General features: G+C 59.6%; 22 protein-coding genes. 6 read left to right on the top strand and 16 right to left on the bottom strand.

All coding sequences use genetic code 11. The features are described from left to right. Positions 1-119: 119 nt before the first annotated feature. The 3 genes from GA0061101_RS28570 to GA0061101_RS28560 all read right to left on the bottom strand — a co-directional run bounded on the left by GA0061101_RS28570 (position 120) and on the right by GA0061101_RS28560 (position 2,968). A complete protein-coding gene (locus tag GA0061101_RS28570; protein WP_004116423.1) occupies positions 120-335 on the bottom strand; it encodes a cold-shock protein in 216 nt (71 codons plus the stop codon). 497 nt (positions 336-832) lie between these two features. After that, complete coding sequence (locus GA0061101_RS28565) at positions 833-1,723, bottom strand: DMT family transporter (RefSeq protein ID WP_092576260.1); 891 nt, start codon at positions 1,721-1,723, stop codon at positions 833-835. Positions 1,724-1,822: 99 nt separating this feature from the next. After that, positions 1,823-2,968: a PQQ-dependent sugar dehydrogenase gene (locus tag GA0061101_RS28560; RefSeq protein ID WP_092576257.1), complete on the bottom strand. Its 1,146-nt coding sequence runs from the start codon at positions 2,966-2,968 to the stop codon at positions 1,823-1,825. A gap of 513 nt (positions 2,969-3,481) precedes the next feature. Between GA0061101_RS28560 and GA0061101_RS28555 the strand changes: the two genes are divergently transcribed. After that, positions 3,482-4,684: a pyridoxal phosphate-dependent aminotransferase gene (locus tag GA0061101_RS28555; protein ID WP_092576254.1), complete on the top strand. Its 1,203-nt coding sequence runs from the start codon at positions 3,482-3,484 to the stop codon at positions 4,682-4,684. A 141-nt stretch (positions 4,685-4,825) separates the two neighbouring features. Here GA0061101_RS28555 and GA0061101_RS28550 read toward each other — a convergent pair whose 3' ends face one another. After that, entirely contained in the window at positions 4,826-5,923 is a 1,098-nt protein-coding gene (locus GA0061101_RS28550) for a calcium:cation antiporter (RefSeq protein WP_092576252.1), read from the bottom strand. A gap of 228 nt (positions 5,924-6,151) precedes the next feature. On the opposite strand from GA0061101_RS28550, the gene GA0061101_RS28545 reads away from it, so the two are divergent. After that, complete coding sequence (locus tag GA0061101_RS28545; RefSeq protein ID WP_037194647.1) at positions 6,152-6,433, top strand: DUF2188 domain-containing protein; 282 nt, start codon at positions 6,152-6,154, stop codon at positions 6,431-6,433. Positions 6,434-6,435: 2 nt separating this feature from the next. On the opposite strand, the gene GA0061101_RS28540 is transcribed toward GA0061101_RS28545, so the two are convergent. After that, positions 6,436-6,945: a GrpB family protein gene (locus GA0061101_RS28540; protein ID WP_092576250.1), complete on the bottom strand. Its 510-nt coding sequence runs from the start codon at positions 6,943-6,945 to the stop codon at positions 6,436-6,438. A gap of 2 nt (positions 6,946-6,947) precedes the next feature. Continuing rightward, positions 6,948-7,856, bottom strand: a complete 909-nt coding sequence (locus GA0061101_RS28535; protein WP_186453479.1) for a LysR family transcriptional regulator — start codon at positions 7,854-7,856, stop codon at positions 6,948-6,950. A 94-nt stretch (positions 7,857-7,950) separates the two neighbouring features. Here GA0061101_RS28535 and GA0061101_RS28530 point away from each other — a divergent pair, with 94 nt between their 5' ends. Further along, entirely contained in the window at positions 7,951-8,928 is a 978-nt protein-coding gene (locus tag GA0061101_RS28530; protein WP_037194640.1) for an SDR family oxidoreductase, read from the top strand. Positions 8,929-8,937: 9 nt separating this feature from the next. Here GA0061101_RS28530 and GA0061101_RS28525 read toward each other — a convergent pair whose 3' ends face one another. The 6 genes from GA0061101_RS28525 to trxB form a co-directional block, all read right to left on the bottom strand. Then, complete coding sequence (locus tag GA0061101_RS28525; RefSeq protein ID WP_037194638.1) at positions 8,938-9,741, bottom strand: aminoglycoside phosphotransferase family protein; 804 nt, start codon at positions 9,739-9,741, stop codon at positions 8,938-8,940. 187 nt (positions 9,742-9,928) lie between these two features. Beyond that, positions 9,929-11,041, bottom strand: coding sequence for an alkene reductase (locus tag GA0061101_RS28520; RefSeq protein ID WP_037194636.1), 1,113 nt, complete (start codon positions 11,039-11,041; stop codon positions 9,929-9,931). Between the two features lie 41 nt (positions 11,042-11,082). Continuing rightward, positions 11,083-12,249: an MFS transporter gene (locus tag GA0061101_RS28515; RefSeq protein ID WP_092576248.1), complete on the bottom strand. Its 1,167-nt coding sequence runs from the start codon at positions 12,247-12,249 to the stop codon at positions 11,083-11,085. A gap of 2 nt (positions 12,250-12,251) precedes the next feature. After that, positions 12,252-12,545 carry an ArsR/SmtB family transcription factor gene (locus GA0061101_RS28510; RefSeq protein WP_037194631.1) on the bottom strand — a complete coding sequence of 98 codons (294 nt, stop codon included), beginning with the start codon at positions 12,543-12,545 and terminating at the stop codon, positions 12,252-12,254. 565 nt (positions 12,546-13,110) lie between these two features. Next, positions 13,111-14,007: a LysR family transcriptional regulator VtlR gene (locus tag GA0061101_RS28505; protein WP_004116399.1), complete on the bottom strand. Its 897-nt coding sequence runs from the start codon at positions 14,005-14,007 to the stop codon at positions 13,111-13,113. Between the two features lie 23 nt (positions 14,008-14,030). Beyond that, a complete protein-coding gene (gene trxB / locus GA0061101_RS28500) occupies positions 14,031-15,005 on the bottom strand; it encodes a thioredoxin-disulfide reductase (protein WP_037194627.1) in 975 nt (324 codons plus the stop codon). Positions 15,006-15,243: 238 nt separating this feature from the next. Here trxB and GA0061101_RS28495 point away from each other — a divergent pair, with 238 nt between their 5' ends. From GA0061101_RS28495 to GA0061101_RS28485, 3 genes are all read left to right on the top strand, one after another. After that, positions 15,244-15,711 (top strand): Lrp/AsnC family transcriptional regulator, encoded by a 468-nt coding sequence (locus GA0061101_RS28495; protein WP_037194623.1) that lies wholly within the window; start codon positions 15,244-15,246, stop codon positions 15,709-15,711. A 5-nt stretch (positions 15,712-15,716) separates the two neighbouring features. Beyond that, positions 15,717-16,625, top strand: a complete 909-nt coding sequence (locus tag GA0061101_RS28490; RefSeq protein WP_037194621.1) for a glycosyl transferase — start codon at positions 15,717-15,719, stop codon at positions 16,623-16,625. Between the two features lie 120 nt (positions 16,626-16,745). Further along, a complete protein-coding gene (locus GA0061101_RS28485) occupies positions 16,746-17,660 on the top strand; it encodes a glycosyltransferase family 92 protein (RefSeq protein ID WP_037194619.1) in 915 nt (304 codons plus the stop codon). 9 nt (positions 17,661-17,669) lie between these two features. On the opposite strand, the gene GA0061101_RS28480 is transcribed toward GA0061101_RS28485, so the two are convergent. From GA0061101_RS28480 to GA0061101_RS28465, 4 genes are all read right to left on the bottom strand, one after another. Then, positions 17,670-18,749, bottom strand: coding sequence for a glycosyltransferase family 4 protein (locus tag GA0061101_RS28480; RefSeq protein WP_092576245.1), 1,080 nt, complete (start codon positions 18,747-18,749; stop codon positions 17,670-17,672). Between the two features lie 8 nt (positions 18,750-18,757). Further along, positions 18,758-19,234, bottom strand: a complete 477-nt coding sequence (gene greA, locus GA0061101_RS28475) for a transcription elongation factor GreA (RefSeq protein WP_034504116.1) — start codon at positions 19,232-19,234, stop codon at positions 18,758-18,760. A 298-nt stretch (positions 19,235-19,532) separates the two neighbouring features. Further along, positions 19,533-23,018, bottom strand: a complete 3,486-nt coding sequence (carB, locus tag GA0061101_RS28470; RefSeq protein ID WP_092576243.1) for a carbamoyl-phosphate synthase large subunit — start codon at positions 23,016-23,018, stop codon at positions 19,533-19,535. A gap of 337 nt (positions 23,019-23,355) precedes the next feature. Continuing rightward, positions 23,356-23,583: transposase (locus tag GA0061101_RS28465; RefSeq protein ID WP_167669609.1), on the bottom strand; the 228-nt coding region annotated here is incomplete at its 5' end.

Raw genomic sequence — 23,583 nt, 5'->3', positions numbered from 1 at the left:
GACTGCAATTCCCGCTCTTTCATGCCAGGTAGACTATACGCAACAAACTGAATGCAGACTGAATGACAAAACCCGGCATCGCTGCCGGGCCTCAACTCGAATGATAGCCGTAAGACGTATCAGCCGGCAATCTGGAGATTGACGGCCTTCGGTCCCTTGCCGCGGCGATCCGGTTCCGTGTCGAAGCTTACTTTCTGGTTTTCCGACAATCCTGCCAGACCAGAAGCCTGAACTGCAGAAATGTGCACAAAGATGTCTGCCCCACCTTTGTCCGGTTTGATGAAACCGAAGCCCTTATCGGTATTGAAAAACTTTACAGTGCCAGTCTCGGCCATGCCTAAGGTCCTTTTCTCCCTGCCCGCCATCCACACGGGCAGCACTACTGTCTTGCCCTTGCGGGCGCTTACAGGCAATTCTCGCAAATTGAAGGAAAAGGTCCCCTATACCTCGGCATGATCTTGATGCGATGTTTGCCACCCGCTTCTCGACCAAGCTGACCGGAATATTTAGCGTTCCCGGCGCGCAATTTTATTAGGACTTCCCATGCTCTAAAAATGCCCGAACAGCGTTGAGAGTGCTGTGTTTATTGGGAATTGGCAAGCAAAAGTTTTTTAACGCATTGGGCGCGCGCAGTACCGTAATGCGAGTGTGATAACGCGATTCGTAAATTTTTCCGCTTTGAAACAAATTTCTAAGGTTTTTGCATCGTTTGCGATATAGTTTTGGCGTTATTTTCCCAAATGGCTGACGGTAAACGCGTGTTTCAGGTTGTTTGAAAAAAATTCAAAAAATGCTTATGGGGACAGCCATAGCGAGCAATTTGAGGCCGATTTCACGCTGGGGAGCGGCGCCTACGGGCAAATTCCGGTACCAGTTCCACGGCCAGCATTGCGGCGAACATCAAGGCGCAGCCGGCATAGCCGAGCGGACCCATGGTTTCGCCCAGCAGCAATGCGCCGAGCGAGGCTCCAAACAACGCCTCGGCGGACAGGAAAATCGCCGCCTGCGGCGCCGTCGTATAGCGCTGACCGATTATCTGCAGCGCGAAGGCAAGGCCGGATGAAAAGACGCCGACATAGAGGATTTCGCCGAGTGCGGCGCGGATATCGGCAATACTGATCGGCTCGACGGCAATTGCGACGGCAAGAGCAAGCACGGCCGTGACTGCGAATTGCGTGGCGGAAATACCGAGCGGCCGGCCGGTCTCATTGACGGCGGAGCCGGCAAGCGTGATCTGCGCGGCCCAGAAGAGCGCGCAGACGACGGTCAGAAAATCACCGATCGTCAGATGCGAGAGGGATCCGCCGGACAGGAGGTATATGCCGCCAAGCGCCATCAGGGCCGCCGGCCAGATGACCCAATGCGGCGTGCGGCGCAGAAAGATGACGGCGATCAAGGGCACGAAAACCACGTAAAGGCCGGTGATGAAGCTGGAGTTGGTGACGGTGGTGGTCAAAAGCCCGAGCTGCTGCGTCGCGGCTCCGCCGAAGAGCGCGATGCCGATCAGCAGGAAGGAGAGCCAGTTGCGGTGCGTCAGCGGCTGCGTCGCCTTTCTGTTTTCCATCCACACGAAGGGCAGGACGACCATGGTGGCGACGGCGAAGCGCAGGCCGATGAACCAGAACGGTCCGATCGACTTCATTGCCGTCGATTGTGCGACGAAGCCGCCGCCCCAGATCGCGGCGGCAAGCAACAACAACAAATTCGCCTGTATGCGAGACATCTGCATCCTGCGGGAAGGGAAAAACGAGTTGGGCGACCGTTAGCAGTTGCTCTTATGCCGGACAAGGGCGAAAGGCGCCAAATTGGGCGACAGCTTCGCCTAACTCGTTGTTCTTGAAACTCTCAGCAATGCACCATCGTCCTCGTCGGTCGTTATCAGCAGCGCGCCATCGGGAGCGACGGTGATGTCGCGCATACGGCCGAATTCGCCTTCGAACATACGTTCCCGCTCGGTGATTTTGCCGCTGCCGTCACGGCTCAAGCGCGAAAGCAACTGGAATTTCAGCGCGGTGACCAGCAGGTCGCCGTTCCATTCGGGAAACATCTTGCCACGATAGACGGCGATGGCACCGGGCGCGATTGATGGGTCCCAATAGAAGAGGGGTTGCTCCATGCCTGCCTTTGCCGTGCCGATGCCAATCTTCGTACCGGAATAATTGACCCCGTAGGAGATGACTGGCCAGCCATAGTTCTTGCCGGCCTCCGGCGTGTTGATCTCGTCGCCGCCCCTGGCGCCGTGTTCGGCAGTGTAGAGCTTGTTCGTCGCGGTATCGAAGGTGATACCCTGCGGATTGCGATGGCCCTTCGACCAGATTTCCGGCAGGGCACCCTTGCCGTCCTTGAACGGATTGTTGGCGGGGATGCTCCCATCGGCCTCGATATGGATGATGGAGCCGGCGTCGTCATGGAAATCCTGCGCGCGGTCCTGCTCGCCGCGATCGCCGAGGCTGACGAAGAGACTGCCGTCCCTGGCGATGGCGATGCGCGCGCCATACTGGATATTGCCGCGCGACAACTTGTTCATCAGGAAGATGCGCTTCACATCGGTCAGCTGTTTTTCATCGGACGACAATCGCGCGCGAAAAACCGCCGTGCCGCTCCCGCCGCCGGCGGCCACGGAGGCGGTGAAGTAGAGGGTGCGATTGCTAGTGAATTTCGGATCGAGTTCCACATCGAGCAAGCCGCCCTGTCCGCGGGCATAGACCTCCGGCACGCCGGAGATGGGGGCCCCTACCTTGCCATCGCGGATAGTCCGCATGCGGCCGGGCCGTTCGGTGACGAGATAGGTTCCATCAGGCAAGACCGCGACGGCCCATGGGTGCTCAAGGCCGGTGGCGATCGTCTCGATTTTGACCGCTACTTTCTGCGTCTGGAAGGTTCGCGCAGGTTCGGCAAACGCCATGCTTGCCGACAGCAAGGCAGAAGCCACCAGGGCGATCGAAAATCCTGTTTTGCCAAATTGCATCTTCCCGACTCCCCCAATATCGCCGCTTTCGCAACGTGGGGCGGCCAATCTGCCGTTCAAGGTCGGGTATCGGGTCGATAACGTCTTTGTGTTGTCGCGCGCTCATCCGCCGATCCGTCGGCTATTCCGCGGGCGAGGGCTCCGACAGGGTCGTCGGGACGTAATCGTTGCGGGTTTGCGAGAAACGAAGGGGTTGGGAAACCCTTTGTTTCATATGGGAAATTTCAACTGTCCTCAGAAACTGAATCAGGTGCTTCGCAAATCGATTCAACTTCGGGGATGATGATGTCGAGGCTTGGGCGGCGGATGACGATCCGGATGCCAGGCGCTGCCTTGCGCCGTCACCTCGAGATCGCCCGAAGATGACAAGGAAGACACCGCTCAAAAGCCATGAAATAACGTCACAGTGACGCCTTTCTGCTTGAAACGGCGGCCCATATTCGACATAGAGCTTAGCGCAGAAATCTGGTCCACAGGCTTTCTGCCCATTTCAACCGAATAGGACCGATCATCATGGCCTTTCTTGCCGACGCTCTTTCCCGTGTAAAGCCTTCTGCCACCATCGCCGTTTCCCAGAAAGCGCGCGAGTTGAAAGCAAAAGGACGTGACGTGATCGGCCTCGGCGCGGGCGAACCTGATTTCGATACGCCTGACAATATCAAGCAGGCCGCCATCGACGCGATCAATCGCGGCGAGACGAAGTACACGCCGGTTGCCGGCATCCCGGAACTGCGCAAGGCTATTGCCGCAAAGTTCAAGCGCGAGAACAATCTGGAATATGCTCCCGAGCAGACCATCGTTGGCACGGGCGGCAAGCAGATCCTGTTCAACGCCTTCATGGCGACGCTGAACCCGGGCGATGAAGTCATCATCCCGACGCCTTACTGGGTTTCCTACCCGGAAATGGTGTCGCTGTGCGGCGGCACGCCGGTTTTCGTCGCAACGACGCAGGCCAACAACTTCAAGCTCCAGCCTGCCGACCTGGAAAAGGCGATCACGCCGAAGACCAAGTGGTTCATGTTCAACTCGCCGTCCAACCCGTCGGGCGCGGCCTATTCGCATGCCGAACTGAAGGCGTTGACGGACGTGCTTGTCAAGCATCCGCATGTCTGGATCCTGACCGACGACATGTACGAGCATCTGACCTATGGCGATTTCAAATTCGCCACGCCGGTCGAAGTCGAGCCGAGCCTCTATGACCGCACGCTCACGATGAATGGCGTGTCGAAGGCTTACGCGATGACCGGTTGGCGTATCGGCTATGCTGCCGGCCCGCTGCAGCTCATCAAGGCAATGGACATGATCCAGGGCCAGCAGACCTCGGGCGCGACTTCGATCGCCCAATGGGCTGCCGTCGAAGCGCTGAACGGACCGCAGGACTTCATCCCGCGCAACAAGAAGATCTTCGAAGGCCGTCGTGATCTCGTCGTGTCGATGCTGAACCAGGCGAAGGGCCTTTCCTGCCCGGTTCCGGAAGGCGCCTTCTACGTCTATCCGTCCTGCGCCGGCTTGATCGGCAAGACGGCTCCGACCGGCAAGGTCATCGAAACCGATGAGGACTTCGTATCCGAACTGCTGGAATCGGAAGGCGTAGCTGTCGTGCACGGTTCGGCTTTCGGCCTCGGCCCGAACTTCCGCATTTCCTATGCGACGTCGGAAGAACTGCTCGAAGAGGCTTGCCGCCGCATCCAGCGCTTCTGCGGCGCTTGCAAGTAAGCAGTCGAAGACAAGTCAAATGAAAAGCCCGCCGGAGATGGCGGGCTTTTTTGCTTTTCCGGCTTCGATATCGGCTCATCAACTGATTCAAGCGCCTCGCGATTTGAATCCGCCTGCTGCCTCAAGCCTTTGAAATCAAAGTCAAAGTCCAAGCGCCGTCAGCATGATGAAGGTGGCGAAGAGGATGAAATGGGTCATGCCTTCGATGGCGTTGGTTTCGCCGTCGTTGAGGTTGATGGCGGCAACGATGAGCGTGATCATGACCATGACAGTCTGTGCCGGCGACATCGCCATGATGAAGGGCTGGCCGGTATAGAGCGCGATCGCCTCCATGACAGGCACCGTCAGGATGACGGTCGAAAGCGAGGCACCCATGGCGATGTTGACCGTTGCCTGCATGCGGTTGCGCAGTGCCGCGCGCAAGGCAGTCAGGATTTCCGGGGCTGCCGAAATCGCTGCGACGACGATCGCGGCGATGGCCGGCGGCGCGCCCGTGCCCTTGAGACCGACATTCATGAAGGCAGACATAAATTCCGCAAGGGCCCCGATCAGCACGACGCCGATCAGGATCGTCACGATCGATGTGGTGGTGGACTCGTCCTCGTGATGCGCTTCGGCCGCGGCGAGCTTCTTCTCGGTGCGCGGATAGCTGTAGCTGAAGAAATAGCTGTGCTTGCCGACCTGCATACGCAGGAACAGCGTATAGAGAGCGATCATCGCGGCGATGGTGAATGCGGAATAGTAGTGCCATTTCACATTGGGAATGAATTCCGGCACGATCATCGAAATGCCCATGGCCGTCAGGATCATCACGCCGTAGGTCCGGCTGGAATCGTCGTTGTAGGGCTGCTCGCCATGTTTCAGTCCGCCGAGGAGGGCGGCGAGACCGAGGATGCCGTTGATGTCGAGCATAACGGCGGAGTAGATGGTGTCACGCACCAGCGTCGGCGAGCTTTCCCCGCTCATCATGATGGCGAGGATGATGACTTCGACGGCGACGGCTGCCAGCGTCAGGATCATCGTGCCATAGGGGTCGCCGACTTTTACGGCAAGGGTTTCGGCATGATGCGCAACGCGCATGGAGGCCAGCACAATCGTCGCGATCAATGCGACGGCCGCGATCACCGACACGGCTTGCCCCATTTCCAGCACGGCATGCTCGCCGACATAGGCGATGACGGCGATTGCCAATGCCACCAGGAGGGCTTTTTCCTGTCTAAGCCACTTTGCTATGGTCACGTTTCCAACCTTTGCGCCGATTCACGGTTGTACTCTAAATCAATGATTTCCCACATCAAGCGCGTATGCGAAGGTGAAATTTGCAGTCGAAGCCGTTTAATGGAATACTGGTTGGATAGGTCTGCCCAACTAAAAATGTCGCGGCATCCTCGAAACTTGTCTGAGATGCATGCGACCCGCCGGCTATGTCCGGTCCTGAGGTCTTGGCAGATCAGCAGGAGGATCTGAATGGTCAAGGTCGTATACGAAATCGTGCCGCATGATGGTGGATGGGCATATCGTTTCCGCGATGTCTATTCGGAAGCATTTCCGACACATTCCGAGGCGGTGGAAGCAGCCAGGATTGTCGCGGCCGAACAGCAGGTCGGGGGTGACTCGGCCGAAATCAGCTGGCAGGACGAAAGCGGCAAGTGGCATGAGGAATATGCCGATGGCGGCGACCGGCCGGAAACGGAAGTTATCGATGGCCAGATGCATTTCCCGCCGGTGGATACGGCTCCCGGTGCCTAGAATTACGGCGTACCTGATGCCTTGTCGATGATCGCATCGACAAAATGCCGTTTCTCGGCGGTATAGCGATCACCATCGCGTCGGTGCTTTTCCGCCAGATCCAATTTCAGCCTGGCATACGCGGCCATGTCGTCGGGGTGCGATCTCAGATGATCGCGAAAAATGACCCTTCTTTGATGCGTCTGGTTGTTCGGCGGGCAGAGATAGATGCGTTCCGGCGGCTTGCCATCGCGAAGCATGAACGCCCAGACATCGTCATCGTAGCGATTGCCGCGTGGCTCGTAATCTTGATCCAGGAGAAGCTGTGTTGCTAGTGGCACGTCATCGGAGCTGCGAAGAATGATGTCGATATCGACAAGTGGTTTTGCTGCCAGGCCGGGAATGGATGTGCTGCCGATGTGCTCGATCGCCACGACATAGGGGGTCAACAATCGCTCGAGCTTGTCGCGAATATGCTGGAAGGCTGCAGGCCAGTCCGGATCATAGGGCACCAGTTCCACGGCAATACTCATTGTCACGCTCGCTCTCCAGCGGTGTTACCCTTGATATAGTTCAGCAGGCCGGTGACCAGCGCATCGAACGTCACGCGGCAGCGCGGCGATGTCTTCAGGTTTTCATGCATGACGACCCAGGTGTCGAGCGGCAATTCGATCTCGGGCAGCAGGCGCACGAGGTCTCTCTCGCGCCTTGCCAGAGGTATCTGGAGGAAGCTGATTCCGATGCCTGCGCGCAGGGCGTTATGCTGCGCAATGCTATGGTCGGACCGAAAGACGAAGGGGACGCCGTCGAACACGGGATAGCGCTTCAGCATCATCCTGATATAGGCCGTCTGGCGATCGAAGCCGATCAGCTTGTGTCGACGCAGGTCTTCGAGGCTCTCGGGTTTGCCGTGTCGTTCGATATAAGTGTGATGGGCGAAGAAGCCGAGCGGGATGACACCGATATGGCGGGAGAGCAGAGCTTCCTGCGCCGGTTCGACCATGCGAACGGCGATATCCGCCTCGCGCTGCAGAAGGTCCTCCACCGCATCGGAGGCGGAAAGCTCCACGATCAGCTCGGGGTAGCTGGCCTGCAGCCCAGCAAGGATCGGTGGCAACACCTCCGCGCCGATGACTTCGCTGGCGCTGATGCGCACCGTGCCGCTCACCTTGTCGCGCGAGCCCGAAGCCGTGCGCAACAAGGCGGCGGTGGTGCTGGCCAGCGTCTCGGCGTATGGCCTCAGGGCGAGGGCGGCATCGGTCGGAATGAGGCCTTGTTGCGAGCGCGTGAAGAGTTCGGCGCCAACGGCATCTTCCAGCGCGTCGATATGGCGACCGATGGTCGGCTGGGTCAGTCCGAGATCGCGCGCGGCTGCAGACAGCGAACCATGCTGCAGCACGGCAAGGAAGGTGCGATAAAAATCCCAACTTGGTTCAGGTGTCATCATACATTCATGTATAACATCTGCAGATTTTTTGGCAATTTTGTTTATTTGGCGCACGCAGCATAATCGGCTCATCGAACCAGTGGAGATGACAATGAGCAACCAAACAGACAATACGAAAACCGCTTTGATACTCGGCGCTACCGGCGGCATCGGCGGCGCCGTTGCCGAGGGGCTCGCCGCGCGCGGCTGGCGCATCCGCGCGCTGAACCGCGACGCGGCAGAGGCGGCTCGCCGTCAGCCGCGCTTCGACGGGATCCAGGGTGACGCCATGCGAGCCGAGGATGTCTTGAAGGCTGCGGCGGGAGCCGATGTCATCGTGCACGCCGTCAACCCACCCGGCTATCGCAACTGGGGACAGCTCGTATTGCCGATGCTTGATAACACCATCGCGGCCGCAAAGGCTGTCGGCGCGCGGATCGTGCTGCCGGGCACGGTCTATAATTTCGGCCCGGATGTCTTTCCCAATGTCACCGAGGATAGTGCGCAGCGCCCGAAAACCCGCAAGGGCGCCATCCGCGTGCAGATGGAGCGGCGCCTGAGGGCGGCTGCGGAGGAGGGCGGTACGCCGGTCATCATTGTTCGTGCGGGAGATTTCTTTGGCGGAACCCGAGCCAACAGCTGGTTTTCACAGGCGATGGTGACGCCCGGCAAACCGATCCGTTCCGTAACCTATCCAGGCAAGTCCGGTATCGGGCATCAATGGGCTTACCTGCCCGATGTCGCCGAGACGATGATCCGCCTGATCGAGAAGGGCGACGAGCTGCCTGTCTTTGCTGTCTATCACATGCGCGGCCATTGGGATGGCGATGGCAGGCAGATGATCGATGCCGTGGGGCGCGTGCTCGGGCATCCGGTGAAGGTCAAGGTGTTTCCCTGGTGGCTGGTGCCGCTGGCTGCTCCCTTCGTGCCGTTCATGCGGGAGCTGCGCGAAATGAGCTATCTGTGGGACGTGCCGTTGCAGATGAGAAATGACAAGCTGCTGACCGCGCTGGGCGAAGAGCCACACACGCCGATCGATGAGGCCGTGAAGACGAGCCTTGCAGCAATCGGTTGCTTGCCGGCGGCATGAAGCCGGCCGTCAGGCGTTGAGCTCGGCAAAGGCAATACCGGCGACCGTGAAATCCGAATCCGCGTTCTTCGTGTCGCCGTCGCTCAAGAACCAGGCGGCCGAAAGTCCCGCATAGGCGATGATCCATCGCAGCAGCCGTTTCGGCTCGAGGCCTGCCTCGGCGCAAACGATCGGCAACTGCCGTTGCAGGCGGCCCGGTTTGGTGACGGTCGGCAGCTCCGGATTGCAGAAGATATTGGCGAAGTCGAAACCGCGCTCGCCGTAGACCCGCTTGGGATCGATGGCGAGCCAGCCACGGGAACCGAAATCCAGAATATTCTCGTGGTGGATATCGCCGTGCAATATGGTCTGGTCGCGTTGATCCGCCAGAAGGCGTGCGGCCACCTCGGCGCAGGCGGTGAGCATGCCGCCGTGAATGCGCGCTGCCGGTTCGAGCTCCCGGAACCAGCGATCCAGAGGTACCAGATCAGACGGAAGCGGCTTTGCCCTCGGCCCATGCAGTCTTGCCGCCGTGCGACACATGATCCGGCTCGCCTCGTCGTCTTCGCCCTGTATCGCCATGGTGAGCAGCGAGCCTGACCCGATCGCCCGCTCCATAAGCGCAGCATTGTCATCATGCTCGTAGACGAAGGCCGTGCCGTCACCGTCCCACCAGCGCAGCACGCGATTGCGGAACTTCTCATCGACATGCAGCGCGATCTTGAGCATGGCGGGCTTGTCCCGCCAGAGGACCGGCAACAGATGGCTCGAATGGGTAATGATGGGATCGCCGTCCGGCGTCAGCGACCAACGGTCGATATAGGGATCAAACATGTATCGGCTTTGCTATACCTGCGCATTATGCTTTTGAAGCGTGCATGCCTGTTTAGCTCGGTTGTGCCGTGTCTGTTTTCAAGCTTTGAAATGGAAAAACCCTCGCAACGTTTCGTCGCGAGGGTGCTTTGTCGGTATCGAATTAAATCCGAGATGCGTGCTTGCGCGTGAAAGCGCCGCTTGCGGCTCAGGCTGCCTCATCGAGCGTCGGATAGTCGGCATAGCCCTTTGCACCGCCGCCATAGAGCGTCGCCTGGTCCCACGTTGCCAGCGCAGCATCTTCCTTCAGGCGGTGGACAAGATCTGGATTGGAGATGAACGGCTTGCCGAAAGCGACGACATCGGCCTTGCCGCTGTCGACGGCCTCGATCGCCATCTCGCGGGTATAGGCATTGTTGACCATCCAGCCAGCCTTGCCGCCTGCGGCCTTATAGGCTGCATGCAGGGCGTCGTAGTCGAAGGACAGGAAGTCGCGCTTGCCGCCGGTCTGGCCTTCAACGACATGGATGTAGGCGAGGCCAAACTTTGCCAGGCCCTCGACCACATAGGTGAACAGCTGCTGCGGAGCGGGATCGCTCGCATCACCGGACGCGGTTACCGGCGAGATGCGGATCGCCGTGCGGCCGGCACCGATTTCCCTGGTAATGGCATCGACGACTTCGAAGAGGAAGCGGCCGCGGTTTTCGATCGAACCGCCATACTGATCGGTGCGATCGTTGACATTGCCGCGCAGGAACTGGTCGATCAGATAGCCGTTCGCGGCGTGGATCTCGACGCCATCGAAACCGGCATCGATGGCGGCGCGGGCAGCCTTGCGATAATCCTCGACAATGCCTGATATTTCCGAGGTTTCGAGCGCACGCGGCTCGGAGACATCGGCAAAGCTGCCGGTGCCGTCGCTGTTGACCAGATAGGTCTTCGAGGTTTCAGCGCGCTTGGAGGTGGAGGAGACCGGCTTGGCGCCGTTCGGCTGAAGGGTTGTGTGGGAGATGCGACCGACATGCCACATCTGCACGACGATCTTGCCGCCATTGGCATGCACTGCGTCCGTCACCTTCTTCCAACCGTCGAGCGCTTCCTTGGTGTAGAGGCCCGGTACATTGGCGTAGCCTTGACCCTGATGGGTGATTGCGGTCGCTTCAGTGATGATCAACCCGGCGGAGGCGCGCTGAGCATAGTACTTGACGTTGAGTTCGTTCGGCACGGCATTCGGGGAACGATTGCGCGTGAGAGGTGCCATGACGATGCGGTTGGCAAGGGAGATATCGCCAAGTTTCGTCGGTTCGAACAATTTGGTCATGGGTCGTCCTTTCTTATGAGGGGGCGGGAGAGGGGGAGTTGTCAGGACGAGGCGAGGGCCTCGCCCTTGGGGCGGGCGGCTGCGAAGGTCAACAAGACGGTGATGAGGCCGAGGACCGCCATGGCCGAGCCGGCGAGCGGCACCTGCGAGAGCGAAAAGCCTTGGTCGATGACCATGCCGCCGACCCAGGCGCCGAGCGCGTTGCCGGTGTTGAAGGCGCCGATATTGATGGTTGAAACCAGGTTCGGCGCGTCCTTTCCGAAGGAGACGACGCTGATCTGCAGCGCAGGCACGGCGGCAAAGGCTGCCGCCGCCCACAGGAACAGCGTGATCTCAGCGCCGATGAAGGAATGAATGGTGATGCTGAAGATCGCCGATGTCACCGCGATCGCGATGAAGACGCCGGCAAGCGTCGTGCCGAGGCGCCAGTCGGCGAGCTTGCCGCCGATCAAATTGCCGATCGTCAGGCCGACGCCGATCGACAACAGCGTCCAGGTGACGGTGTTCGGCGAGACGCCGGTGACGTCGCGCAGCATCGGGGCGATATAGGTGAAGAGCGCGAACATGGCTGCCGAGAAGAACACGGTCGTCAGCAATGACAGCCAGAGGCCGGTGCCGCGCAGTGCCGAGATCTCGCGTCCGAGGTTGCCCTGACGTACTTCTTCGCCCTTCGGCAGTACGGCGATGAGGCCGATGATCGAGGCGACGCCAAGAAGAGAGACGATCCAGAACGGCGCACGCCAGCCAAAGGCCTGGCCGAAAGCCGTGCCGAGGGGGACGCCGAGCACGTTGGCAAGCGTCAGGCCGGTGAACATCAGCGCAACGGCGCGAGCCTTGCGATCATCCGCAACCAGGCTTGCCGCGACCACCGAGCCGATGCCGAAGAAGGCACCGTGGCAAAGCGCGGTAACGACCCGGGCGATCATCAGCACCCAATAGCCCGGGGCTATGGCGCAAAGGAGATTGCCGAGAATGAAGAAGCCCATCAGCATGATCAGGGCCGACCGCCGCCGCAGATGGGCGGTCGAGACCGCCATGATCGGCGCGCCGATGGCGACTGCCAGCGCATAGCCGGTGACGAGCCAACCGGCTTGCGGAATGGTGACGGACAGGTCCGAGGCCACTTCGGGCAACAGCCCCATGATGACAAACTCGGTCGTGCCAATGGCGAAGGAGCTGAGCGCGAGAACGAGGAGCGCAAGCGGCATGTTCAAAGTTCCTTCTGCAGGGAGTCGAGGAATTCGGCGATGGTTTCCTCGTTACGCTTGTAGAAAATCCACTGGCCCAGCCGTCGCGTGGTCACCAGGCCGGCGCGGTGCAGCGTGCTCAGATGGGCCGACACGGTGGATTGCGACAGGCCGCAGCGCTCGAACTGGCTGGCGCAGACACCCAGTTCCAGCGGATGCTCCTGCGTCGGGAAATGAGTATGCGGATCCTTGAGGTGGTTGAGGATTTCAAGCCTGGCCGGATGGGCCAAAGCCTTGAGTATCTCGCTTTTGTCCATGGTGTTCACCGCATGAATATCGAATAATGACGATATATGTATCGATGGTTTTCGATATATCAAGACCGACGCGGGATATTATTTTCCGCATAGCAACAAGGGTGACTGCTCAGAAAATGGGCAAAAAAAGAGGGCCACCGGAGTAAACCAGGGCCCTATAGGTATGAAGGTCAAAAACCTCCAGAGGGGAACAGCCAATGCGGTGGAACTGGGAGGAAAAGCCACCATGTGCATCAGCTGTGTGCGTTATGATGCTAATTTGTGCAGTGCGCAATGCTTTTTTGTGCATGGCAGTTATGCGTTTGCAGGGTCAGCGCCAAAAAGGCAAAAAAAAGGGCCACCGGAGTAAACCAGGGCCCTATAGGTATGAAGGTCAAAAACCTCCAGAGGGGAACAGCCAATGCGGTGGAACTGGGAGGAAAAGCCACCGTGTGCATCAGCTATGTGCGATATGGTAGTTAAATGGGCAGGCTTCAACTCTATTTTGTGCATATCAGCTATGCATCATACGCGCGGCTGATATATTAGTCTCAAAAAGAGTTTGTTATCAGTAGTTTACCCTTATCTAGAAATTCCAGTTCCGGGCCTTGGCGACGATAAAATCTCGGAAAACCTTGAGCTTAGCCGCATTTTTCATCTCGTCAGGATAGCAGAAATATGTATCGAAGGACGGGACATCCGCATTGATCGCAAGTTGAATCAGGCCTGGATCCCGGCCGACGATGTAGTCGGGCAGCACGGCGATGCCGATGCCGAGCAGGCAGGCGCGCTTGATCGAGGTCTGGCTGTTGATCTGCAGATGCGGTATGCGCTTGTTGTCGGAAGAGCGTCCGGCGATCTCCAGCCAGTTGACGTCGAGCAGGTAATTCGGCGCCGGCTCGCCGAAGCTGATGATGCGATGCTCGTCCAGATCCTCGACCGATTGCGGCTCGCCGTGGCGATTGATGTAGGAGGGGGCCGCATAGACGTGCATATGCACGGTGAAGAGCTTGCGCTGGATCAGGTCCGACTGCTGCGGCTGCCGCAGGCGGATGGCGCAATCCGCATGGCGCATGTTCACGTCCAGCTCCTCGTTGTCGAGGATGAGCTGGATCTGCATATCCGGATAGAGCTGCAGGAATTCCTGGATCTTGTCGGTCAGCCAGCCCTGGCCAAGGCCGACCGTCGTCGTCACGCGCAGCTTGCCGCTCGGCTTGTCGGTCGTTTCGGTCAGTTGCATCTTGACCGTCTCGAGCTTCAGCAGAACATCATGTGCGGTGCGGTAGAGCAACTCTCCCTGTTCGGTCAGAATGAGGCCGCGCGCATGGCGATGAAAGAGCTTGATGCCGACATCCTGCTCCAGCGCGCTGACCTGCCGACTGATGGCGGATTGGGACAGATGCAGTTTATCCGCCGCATGCGTGAACGATCCCGCTTCGGCAGCCGCGTGAAAAATACGCAGCTTGTCCCAGTCCAATGGCATGCCGCTTCCCCTCATCGGCTGCCTCACTCCGCAGCCACGGCGACGGGCATATGCCCAGTCAAGTAACGTTCCGCCTCAAGCGCGGCCATGCAGCCCATCCCCGCTGCGGTGATCGCCTGTCGGAACGTATCGTCGGTCACGTCGCCGGCGGCATAGATGCCTTCGAGGCTGGTCGCCGTCGAATCCGGTGCGGTCCAGAGGTAGCCATTGTCCTTGAGCTTCAATTTGCCCTTGAAAAGCTCGGTCGCCGGCGCATGGCCGATGGCGACGAAAATGCCGTCGATCGCCACATCGGTGACGGCACCGGTGCGCGTATCGCGCAGGCGTGCGCCTGAAACCGATGGCGGCATCGGCGGCTTGGCCGGCGTGCCCGTGATTTCAGCGACTTCGGTGTTCCAGAGAACCTTCACGTTCGGCTTGGCGAACAGGCGTTCCTGCAGGATCTTTTCGGCGCGGAAGGAATCGCGGCGGTGTACCAAGGTCACCGACTTGGTGATGTTGGAAAGATAGAGCGCTTCCTCGACGGCGCTGTTGCCGCCACCGACCACGATCACGTCCTTGTTGCGATAGAAGAAGCCGTCGCAGGTGGCGCAGGCGGAAACGCCGAAGCCCTGGAAGTGCTGTTCGCTCTCGATGCCGAGCCACTTCGCCTTGGCGCCGGTCGCGATGATGAGTGTGTCGGCGGTCCAGACCTGGCCGCTGTCGGTGCGGGCGAGGAAAGGACGCTGATTGGTGTCGACCTCGGTCACGAGGTCATTGACGATCTCGGCGCCGACATGCTGGGCCTGCTGCAGCATCTGCTCCATCAGCCAGGGTCCCTGGATCGGGTCGGCAAAGCCCGGATAGTTTTCGACATCGGTCGTGATCATCAGCTGGCCGCCCTGTTCCAGGCCGGCAATCAGGACCGGCTGCAGCATTGCGCGCGCAGCATAGACAGCGGCGGTATAGCCGGCTGGGCCGGAGCCGATGATGAGCACCTTCGTGTGGCGGGCAGGCATAGTCAGTCCTTTCAATTTCAGCGCTTGGGAAACCGCGGCTTCAAACGGGAAAAGCAGGCGATTTCACGATCCGCCGGTCCATTTATGATTGCCGCATGCATTTATTCAAGGGCAGCCTTGCATTACTAACAGAGCAAATCTGCTTTGTGTAAGAATCGGTTACGCCAGAGAAACTTTCTTGCGAATTTTCCTGCCTTATATAGAAGCTGGCGAAGGGGAATTAAAGAAAGGCCATAAAGTGCTTCGCGCTGAACTCGATGCCATCGATATCAAGATCCTGCGGGAGCTTCAGCGGGACGGGCGGATGACGAATGTCGAGCTGGCCGATCGAGTCGGCATTTCCGCGCCGCCCTGTCTGCGCCGGGTGCGCAAGCTGGAGGAAGCCGGCATCATCGAAGGCTATCATGCCATGCTGAACAGCCCGAAGCTCGGCTTCGATCTCGTTGCCTTCTGCATGGTCGGTCTCAAGCATCAATCCGAGGCCAATCTCAAGGCCTTTGCCGGCGCTACCGCGGAATGGCCGCTGGTGCGGCAGGCGTGGATGGTTTCCGGCGACAGCGATTTCCTGCTGCATTGCGTCGCGGAAAACCTCACCAGGTTCCAGGATTTCGTTATCGAGGTTCTGACGGCGAATGAGCACGTCGATACGGTGCGTACGATGCTGACCATTCGGCAGGTCAAGAAGCTTGGGTTGGTGGAGCTTTAGGACGGATGGCGGATCGCCCGTGGCACCGATCGCTCATCAAGTCCGGCGTGCGCCTCGTGCTGGGCGGTTCGCTGGCTCACGTGCAGGATTGGTTTCCCGGGCTTAGCATCGTTCGCAGCCAAAATGTGAGCGAAGTGCTCTATCGTGGCTCCAGGGTCGCCGTCCTCGCCGGTCCGGATCAGCTGCGTGAGCGCTCCGGCGAGCAGATCTATATTGTCGGCTCGGGGCCATCGATTCGCGATTGTGATCTAAGCGGACTGGAATCCGGTAGCGCCATTCTGCTGAACGGCGCCATCGGGCTCATCGGCGACCGGATCGCCGAGCCGCTCGCCATAGCGATCGAGGACGAGCGCTTCGTCTGGCGGCATATCGAAATGATGCGGAAGAAGATCGCGCCCGGCTCGCTTTGCTTGTTCTCCATTGCCGTACTGCGTGCGCTTTGCGAGAGCGACAAAGGCTGGCTGGCGGACAAGACGATCATTCTGATCGATAACATTTACAAACCCTATGGCACACGGCGCCGCACCCTCGACGACATCAGGCAGCTCCAATATGTGCGTCTGGATGCAACCGGTTCAGCCGGTTTCTCGCTCTCACCGGATCGCGGCGTTTTCCTTGGCGGCTCGGTCGCGGTGTCTGCGCTGCAATTTGCCTTGTATTGCACGCCAAAGACGATCGGCTTTCTGGGTATCGATATTTCCAATGCGAGCGAACCTCGCTTTTATGAGACCGGCCGCGACACTGCTTTCTCAGGCATAGCACGGGCCGAAGATCGTATTGTCGAGCATCTCGTATTCGCCCGGCAAATCGCTGGGGAACGCGGTGTTTCGTTCATCAATTATTCGCCTGTTTCGGCGCTGCTGAAGTATGATTTCGGTTATGACGACAGGTTTGCTGCAAGGCCGAACACCTGAATCTGCCTTGAGACGCTGAAATCCCTTTGGTCGTTCCGCCAGGACTGTTCAGCTCGGGGCTTGCCAATGCAAGCCGTTGATTGCTAGCAACGCATCGTTCCGTTGCAGAGAAAGAGGCTGATGCGCTGGCTGAAACCCAAGGGCTCCGATGCCAAGAAACTGACCATCGATCCGCCCGAGCCACGGGCAGGGCGCCATGGTGTTGCGATTGCCGCATGCGTCAAGAACGAGGTGCGCTATATCGAGGAATGGGTGCGCTTCCATCGGGCCGTCGGCATTCGCCACTTCTACATCTATGACAACGGCTCCACGGACGACACCTGCGCGCTCCTTCGCAGCCTCCTGAATGAGGACACGCTGACGGTTATCCCCTGGGCCGGGCGGATGCGCGATACGGCGACATCAACGATTCTGAACGGCCAGGTCATCGTCTTCGCGCACGCCATCCTCAATTTCGGCTGTTATTACCGCTGGATGGCTTTCATCGATGTCGATGAGTTCCTGTTACCGAAACAGGCGCGCACGGTCGAACAGGCGTTGGAGGCCGTCGGCGATTTTCCGAATGTTTCGCTGCCATGGCACATGTTCGCCACCAGCGGCCATGAGGCGCCTCCTGACGGGCCCTTGACGCTGAACTACACGCAGCGTGGCGCCGATCCGATGACGCGTAAGGAAAATGTAAGCAATTTCAAATGCATCGTCGATCCATGTGAAGTGACTGAGGTCAGCGTTCACCAGTTCCAGACGCGAGCTTACGGGGATCTGACGGCCAACGATGCCGGCCAGCGCTTCACGCGGCGGGCGCGGAAGTCGCCCGAGTTCTATTCGAACCGGTTCCTGCAGCTCAATCATTACTATACGAAATCTAGACAGGAGCTGATGGAGAAGCTTGGGCGGGGATGGGCTTACGACAGCAGCGCGACGAAATACCGGGACAAGGTTCTGTCCATCGTCAAAAGCATCGAGGAAGATATGGTGGAAGATCGTTCGATGATCGACTTCATTGAACGTTATCATATCGATCTCAGCCGCTAGCCTGCCCGTTCAATCGTTGGCGATGAGCAGCCGTCGATAGACATCGCCAATGGCAGTCGCTTCCTTTTCCAGCGCGAATTCGCTGCGCACGTGACGCACGGCGTTTTCGCCCTGACGAAGCGTCTCCTCCGGATTGGCAAGATAGAAGTCGATAGCCCTGGTCAGCGCTTCACCATCGCCGGCGGGGACGACGGCACCGGTTTCGCCCGGAACGATCAGCTCCGCATAGGCGCCGGCATCCGAGGCGACAACCACGGTGCGGGACGCCATGGCTTCGAGCGGTGTCAAGCCGAAACCCTCGTTGCGGGAAGGGGCGACGTAGAGGGTCGCTCGGCGATACCAGGGCTTGATATCGTCGACTTCGCCCAGAAAACGGATGCGATCGGCAAGGCCTGCGTCGGTTACCAGCTTCACCAATTCATCGCCGAAGCCGCGATGTTCGGCAGTCACCCGGCCGCAGATGACGGCGGTCCAATCCGGATAGCGCGGCAGAAGCTCGATCATCGCCTTGACGAAGAGATCGGTACCTTTCTGATGGCGGACGCGGCCGAAGCAGCCGATGAGATAGGTGCCGGGCAGGCCCGTGGCGGCCATGCGGTCGTCAGGAGTTTCCGGTGGATGAAAGCGATTGAGATCGATGCCGTGCTGGATAACTGTGTGCGGCACATGCAGGAAACTGCCGGAGCGGGTGCTGGTGGCGATGACAGCGTCCATGCGGCGGATGAGCCAGCGCGTATAGCCGGTATGGCGGCGCTGGGCCGCCGAGGTGAACACCAGCTTCAACGGCATGCGCAGAACGGAGCGCAGCAGCAGGCCGACCAGCATCTCGTTGTTGCGGCGGGCATGCCAGACACGCACGCGATGCCGGCGCGGCTTGGTCCAGAGGCCGAAAAGCCGGATCCAGCAGAGCTTGGGCAGATCCGCCGGCAGACCGGGGCCGAGCGTTGCGATGTGATAGCCTAGCTCGATCTGCTTGGGGATCAGCTGCACGATCGTGGAGGTAACGCCGGAGAGCCGGCGTTTGAAATTCGTCGCGACGATCTCGATCTCGCGGAGATCGCTCGCATGCGTTGAATCGCGATCGCGCACGGGGCTGATTAGCCCCAGGTGACGGAGAGGATTCCGTAAGCCTTGGCTCCGCCGGGTGCATTGACCTCGATGGAATCGCCGACTTCCTTGCCGATCAGGGCGCGGGCGATCGGCGAGGATATGGAAATGCGGCCGGCCTTCACGTCGGCTTCCTGGTCGCCGACGATCTGATAGATCTTCTCTTCCTCGGTGTCCTCGTCGACGAGCTTCACCTTGGCGCCGAACTTGATCTTCGAGCCGGACATCTTGGAGAGGTCGATGACTTCGGCGCGTGCCGTCAGGTCTTCAAGCTCGCCGATGCGGCCTTCATTGTGGCTCTGTGCTTCCTTGGCGGCATGGTACTCGGCATTTTCGGAGAGGTCGCCATGGGCGCGCGCTTCCGCAATTGCCTCGATGATTCTCGGGCGCTCTTCCTGCTGACGCCAGCGCAGTTCTTCCTGCAGCTTGACGAACCCGTTCTGTGTCATCGGTACCTTTTCAACCATTTGCCTTGTCCTTCACTCCCTGCGCTGCTCTTCCGCACACACAAAAGAAAACAGGTTCCGAAGCGGTACTTCGGAACCATGTAGAGCCAATATTTTGTCATCTATAGCAGATTGCGACAGCCGATTTCCAGAAAATTCGATGACTTATGGGAGGCTACTCCACGTCTTCGCATGCCAAGGCCGGGTGCCCGGAAATCGGCCATGAGGCTTCTTCACCGATCCTCGCGATGCCCATTCCGCGCCGCGACGAATGTGATCCGGCTATTGTATCCGCATTCGTCGTGACGGAAATTCGTCCTTAGAAATAGCTCTGCAGCGGCCGCACTTCGAGGTTCCCGGCCTTCAGGGCCTTGATCGCCATGGCGGCGGCTTCGGCGCCGGCCATGGTGGTGTAGTAGGGCACCTTCTGCATCAATGTCGCCCGGCGAAGCGATTTCGAATCCGAGATCGCTTTGTTGCTGTCGGTCGTATTGATGACGAGCTGGACCTGACGGTTGCGGATGGCGTCCTCGATATGCGGGCGGCCTTCCAGCACCTTGTTGATCTTGGTTGCTTCAATGCCATTCTCGGCGAGGAAGCGCTGGGTTCCGCCGGTTGCGAGCACCTTGAAGCCCTGTTCCGTCAGCATGCGGATGGCCGGCAGGACGCGCGGCTTGTCGTCGTCGCGGACCGAGACGAAGACTGTCCCGTCGCGCGGCAATTCGACGCCGGCGCCGAGCTGGGACTTGGCGAAGGCCAGAGCAAAATCGGTATCCAGGCCGATGACTTCGCCGGTCGAGCGCATTTCCGGTCCGAGCAGGATGTCGACGCCGGGGAAGCGCGCGAAGGGGAAGACGGCTTCCTTGACGGCGATGTGCTTCAGCTTGCGCGGATCGGGCTTTTCGCCATAGGCGGCAAACACCGCATCCAGCTTTTCGCCGGCCATGACGCGGGCGGCGATCTTGGCGATCGGCGCACCGATGGTCTTGGCGACGAAAGGCACCGTACGCGAGGCGCGTGGGTTGACTTCGAGCACGTAGACCGTGCCGTCCTTGATGGCGAACTGGACGTTCATCAGACCGCCGACATTCAGCGCCTTGGCCATGGCCTTCGCTTGGCGTTCCAATTCGTCGATCATGGCGGGCGACAGCGTGCGTGGCGGCAGCGAACAGGCCGAGTCACCGGAGTGGATGCCGGCTTCCTCGATATGCTCCATGATGCCGGCGACGTAGACGTCGGTGCCGTCGGACAGGCAGTCGACGTCGACTTCGATGGCGCTGGCAAGATAGCTGTCGAACAGGAGCGGGTTCTTGCCGAGCAGCGTGTTGATCTGGCCGGTCTTGTCGTTCGGATAGCGCTGCTTAATGTCTTCCGGCACCAGTTCGGGGACCGTGTCGAGAAGATAGGTTTGCAGCATGCCTTCCGAATGAATGATCTGCATGGCGCGGCCGCCGAGAACGTAGGACGGGCGCACGACCAGCGGGAAGCCGATTTCCGACGCGACGAGGCGGGCCTGCTCGACCGAATAGGCGATGCCATTGTTCGGTTGGTTGAGATCGAGCTTCATCAGCAGCTTCTGGAAGCGGTCGCGGTCTTCGGCAAGGTCGATGGCGTCAGGCGCGGTGCCGAGGATTGGAATGCCGTTCTTTTCGAGCGCTTCGGCAAGCTTCAGTGGGGTCTGGCCGCCGAACTGGACGATGACGCCGACAACTTCGCCATTTTCCTGCTCCGCCTTCAGGATTTCGATCACGTCTTCGGCCGTCAGCGGTTCGAAATAGAGACGATCCGAGGTGTCGTAGTCGGTCGAGACCGTTTCCGGATTGCAGTTGATCATGATCGCTTCATAGCCGGCATCCTTCAGGGCGAAGGCGGCGTGGCAGCAGCAATAGTCGAACTCGATGCCCTGGCCGATACGGTTCGGGCCGCCGCCGAGGATGACGACCTTCTTGCGGTCGGAGACTTGTGCTTCCGAGCGCGCGGTACCAACGAAAGGCGTCTCATAGGTCGAATACATGTAAGCAGTGGGCGACGCGAACTCGGCGGCGCAGGTATCGATGCGCTTGAAGACCGGGCGCACGTTCAGCTTGTTGCGAAGCTCCGCCACTTCCTTCGGCCGCTTGCCGGTCAGCGTCGCGAGACGCGCGTCGGAAAAGCCCATCGCCTTCAGCATGCGCAGATTGGTCGCATCTTCCGGCATGCCATGCTCGCGGATGCGGGCTTCCATGTCGACGATGCTTTTGAACTGCGCGATGAACCAGGGGTCGATCTTGCAGCCTTCGTGCACTTCTTCCGGCGTCAGGCCGAGGCGCAGCGCCTGAGCAACCATGCGCAGACGGTCCGGTGTCGGTGTTCCGATGGCGGCGCGGATGGCGTTGCGGTTTCCTTCACCCTCTTCGGTGCCGGGGATTTCGATCTCGTCAAGGCCGGTCAGGCCGGTTTCGAGGCCGCGCAGCGCCTTCTGCAGCGATTCGGCAAAGGTGCGGCCGATCGCCATGACTTCGCCGACCGACTTCATCGCTGTGGTCAGAACCGGCGAGGCGCCTGGGAACTTCTCGAAGGCAAAACGCGGGATCTTGGTGACGACATAGTCGATCGAGGGCTCGAAGGATGCCGGGGTTGCACCGCCGGTAATGTCGTTTTCCAATTCGTCGAGCGTATAGCCGATGGCCAGCTTGGCTGCGATCTTGGCGATCGGGAAGCCGGTCGCCTTCGATGCGAGGGCGGAAGAGCGCGACACGCGCGGGTTCATTTCGATGACGACGAGGCGCCCGTCCTTCGGATTGACCGCGAACTGCACGTTCGAGCCGCCGGTTTCGACGCCGATCTCGCGCAGGACCGCGATCGAGGCGTTGCGCATGATCTGATATTCTTTGTCCGTCAGCGTCAGCGCCGGAGCAACCGTGATCGAATCGCCGGTGTGGACGCCCATGGGATCGATGTTTTCGATCGAGCAGATGATGATGCAGTTGTCCGCCGTGTCGCGGACCACTTCCATCTCGAATTCCTTCCAGCCGAGCACAGATTCTTCGACCAGCACTTCGGTGGTCGGGGAGGCATCAAGGCCACCGCCGACGATTTCGAAGAATTCCGAGCGGTTATAGGCAATGCCGCCGCCGGTGCCGCCCAACGTGAACGAAGGACGGATGATGGCGGGCAGGCCGACATGGTCGATCGCCTGGGCGGCGATTGCCATGGCATGGCTCATGTAACGCTGCTTGCGGTCGCTTTCGCCGAGGTTCCACTGGTTTTCCAGTTCGTCGAGCGCCTTGTCGAGTTCGGCACCGGAAAGCTGTGCCTTCAGCTTAGTGCGCTCGGCTTCATGCGTCTTGCGGTCGGTATCCTTGATGTCGGTGGCGTTCGCCAGCATCGAGCGCGGCGTTTCGAGACCGATGCGGGCCATGGCTTCGCGGAAGAGGGCGCGGTCTTCGGCCATGTCGATCGCGGCCGGCTTGGCGCCGATCATCTCGACGTTGTAGCGGTCGAGCACGCCCATGCGCTTCAGCGACAGCGCTGTGTTGAGGGCGGTCTGGCCGCCCATGGTCGGCAGCAGGGCGTCCGGGCGCTCCTTGGCGATGATCTTGGCGACGACTTCCGGCGTGATCGGCTCGACATAAGTGGCATCCGCCAAGCCCGGGTCGGTCATGATCGTCGCGGGATTGGAGTTGACGAGGATGACGCGGTAGCCTTCCTCCTTCAGCGCCTTGCAGGCCTGTGTGCCGGAATAGTCGAATTCGCAAGCTTGGCCGATAACAATCGGTCCTGCGCCGATGATGAGGATCGATTTGATATCTTGGCGCTTCGGCATGGGCTCACATCCGTTTTTTTGTTGCGCGAAAAACCGGCCAGGGTGGGAGATCACCGGCCGGGGGCGCATGGCATGTCTTTTCAGGCTAGAAGCGGCTTATAGGCAAATGTATTTGCAAACGGAACCCCATAAATCGCGGAATCGACAGGAATTCGGCATGCGCTCCTCATGGAGCGGTGAATTAGCAGGCGGTTCCGCTCATCATCACTAGCACTACTTTGGCAGAATTGAATTTAGGTTCATTTGGAACCTGATACGGCAGTGTGGACATCGTTGTGGTGGATGGTGGTTTGAGAGTGCGGCTATGACGGCACGCCGGACAGCTGGCAGTGTCGGCTTAGGCGGGCCGTGCCTCTTTCTTTTTTTCCCGCTTTGCCTTGTTGAGGCGCTGATGCTGAAGAAAGGCATAGGCAATCATCGTCATCAACGCGTGTCGGTGTAGGCCCTGCCATGATCGGCCTTCAAAGTGATCGAGGCCGAGTTCTTCCTTCATCTGCTGATGGGCCTGCTCGCAGACCCATCTTGCTTTGATGGCGGCCGCGAGAGCTTTCAAGGTCGCCTCGGC

The sequence above is a fragment of the Martinezella lusitana genome (genome assembly GCF_900094565.1).
Lineage (GTDB): Bacteria > Pseudomonadota > Alphaproteobacteria > Rhizobiales > Rhizobiaceae > Rhizobium > Rhizobium lusitanum.
This window is presented reverse-complemented; position numbering and strand designations above follow the sequence as displayed.

Coding starts and splice junctions, on each gene's coding strand:
- GA0061101_RS28570 (WP_004116423.1), bottom strand. CDS start 335: ATGGCCGAGACTGGCACTGTAAAGTTTTTCAATACCGATAAGGGCTTC.
- GA0061101_RS28565 (WP_092576260.1), bottom strand. CDS start 1,723: ATGTCTCGCATACAGGCGAATTTGTTGTTGTTGCTTGCCGCCGCGATC.
- GA0061101_RS28560 (WP_092576257.1), bottom strand. CDS start 2,968: ATGCAATTTGGCAAAACAGGATTTTCGATCGCCCTGGTGGCTTCTGCC.
- GA0061101_RS28555 (WP_092576254.1), top strand. CDS start 3,482: ATGGCCTTTCTTGCCGACGCTCTTTCCCGTGTAAAGCCTTCTGCCACC.
- GA0061101_RS28545 (WP_037194647.1), top strand. CDS start 6,152: ATGGTCAAGGTCGTATACGAAATCGTGCCGCATGATGGTGGATGGGCA.
- GA0061101_RS28540 (WP_092576250.1), bottom strand. CDS start 6,945: ATGAGTATTGCCGTGGAACTGGTGCCCTATGATCCGGACTGGCCTGCA.
- GA0061101_RS28535 (WP_186453479.1), bottom strand. CDS start 7,856: ATGACACCTGAACCAAGTTGGGATTTTTATCGCACCTTCCTTGCCGTG.
- GA0061101_RS28530 (WP_037194640.1), top strand. CDS start 7,951: ATGAGCAACCAAACAGACAATACGAAAACCGCTTTGATACTCGGCGCT.
- GA0061101_RS28525 (WP_037194638.1), bottom strand. CDS start 9,741: ATGTTTGATCCCTATATCGACCGTTGGTCGCTGACGCCGGACGGCGAT.
- GA0061101_RS28520 (WP_037194636.1), bottom strand. CDS start 11,041: ATGACCAAATTGTTCGAACCGACGAAACTTGGCGATATCTCCCTTGCC.
- GA0061101_RS28515 (WP_092576248.1), bottom strand. CDS start 12,249: ATGCCGCTTGCGCTCCTCGTTCTCGCGCTCAGCTCCTTCGCCATTGGC.
- GA0061101_RS28510 (WP_037194631.1), bottom strand. CDS start 12,545: ATGGACAAAAGCGAGATACTCAAGGCTTTGGCCCATCCGGCCAGGCTT.
- GA0061101_RS28505 (WP_004116399.1), bottom strand. CDS start 14,007: ATGCCATTGGACTGGGACAAGCTGCGTATTTTTCACGCGGCTGCCGAA.
- trxB (WP_037194627.1), bottom strand. CDS start 15,005: ATGCCTGCCCGCCACACGAAGGTGCTCATCATCGGCTCCGGCCCAGCC.
- GA0061101_RS28490 (WP_037194621.1), top strand. CDS start 15,717: ATGGCGGATCGCCCGTGGCACCGATCGCTCATCAAGTCCGGCGTGCGC.
- GA0061101_RS28485 (WP_037194619.1), top strand. CDS start 16,746: ATGCGCTGGCTGAAACCCAAGGGCTCCGATGCCAAGAAACTGACCATC.
- greA (WP_034504116.1), bottom strand. CDS start 19,234: ATGGTTGAAAAGGTACCGATGACACAGAACGGGTTCGTCAAGCTGCAG.
- carB (WP_092576243.1), bottom strand. CDS start 23,018: ATGCCGAAGCGCCAAGATATCAAATCGATCCTCATCATCGGCGCAGGA.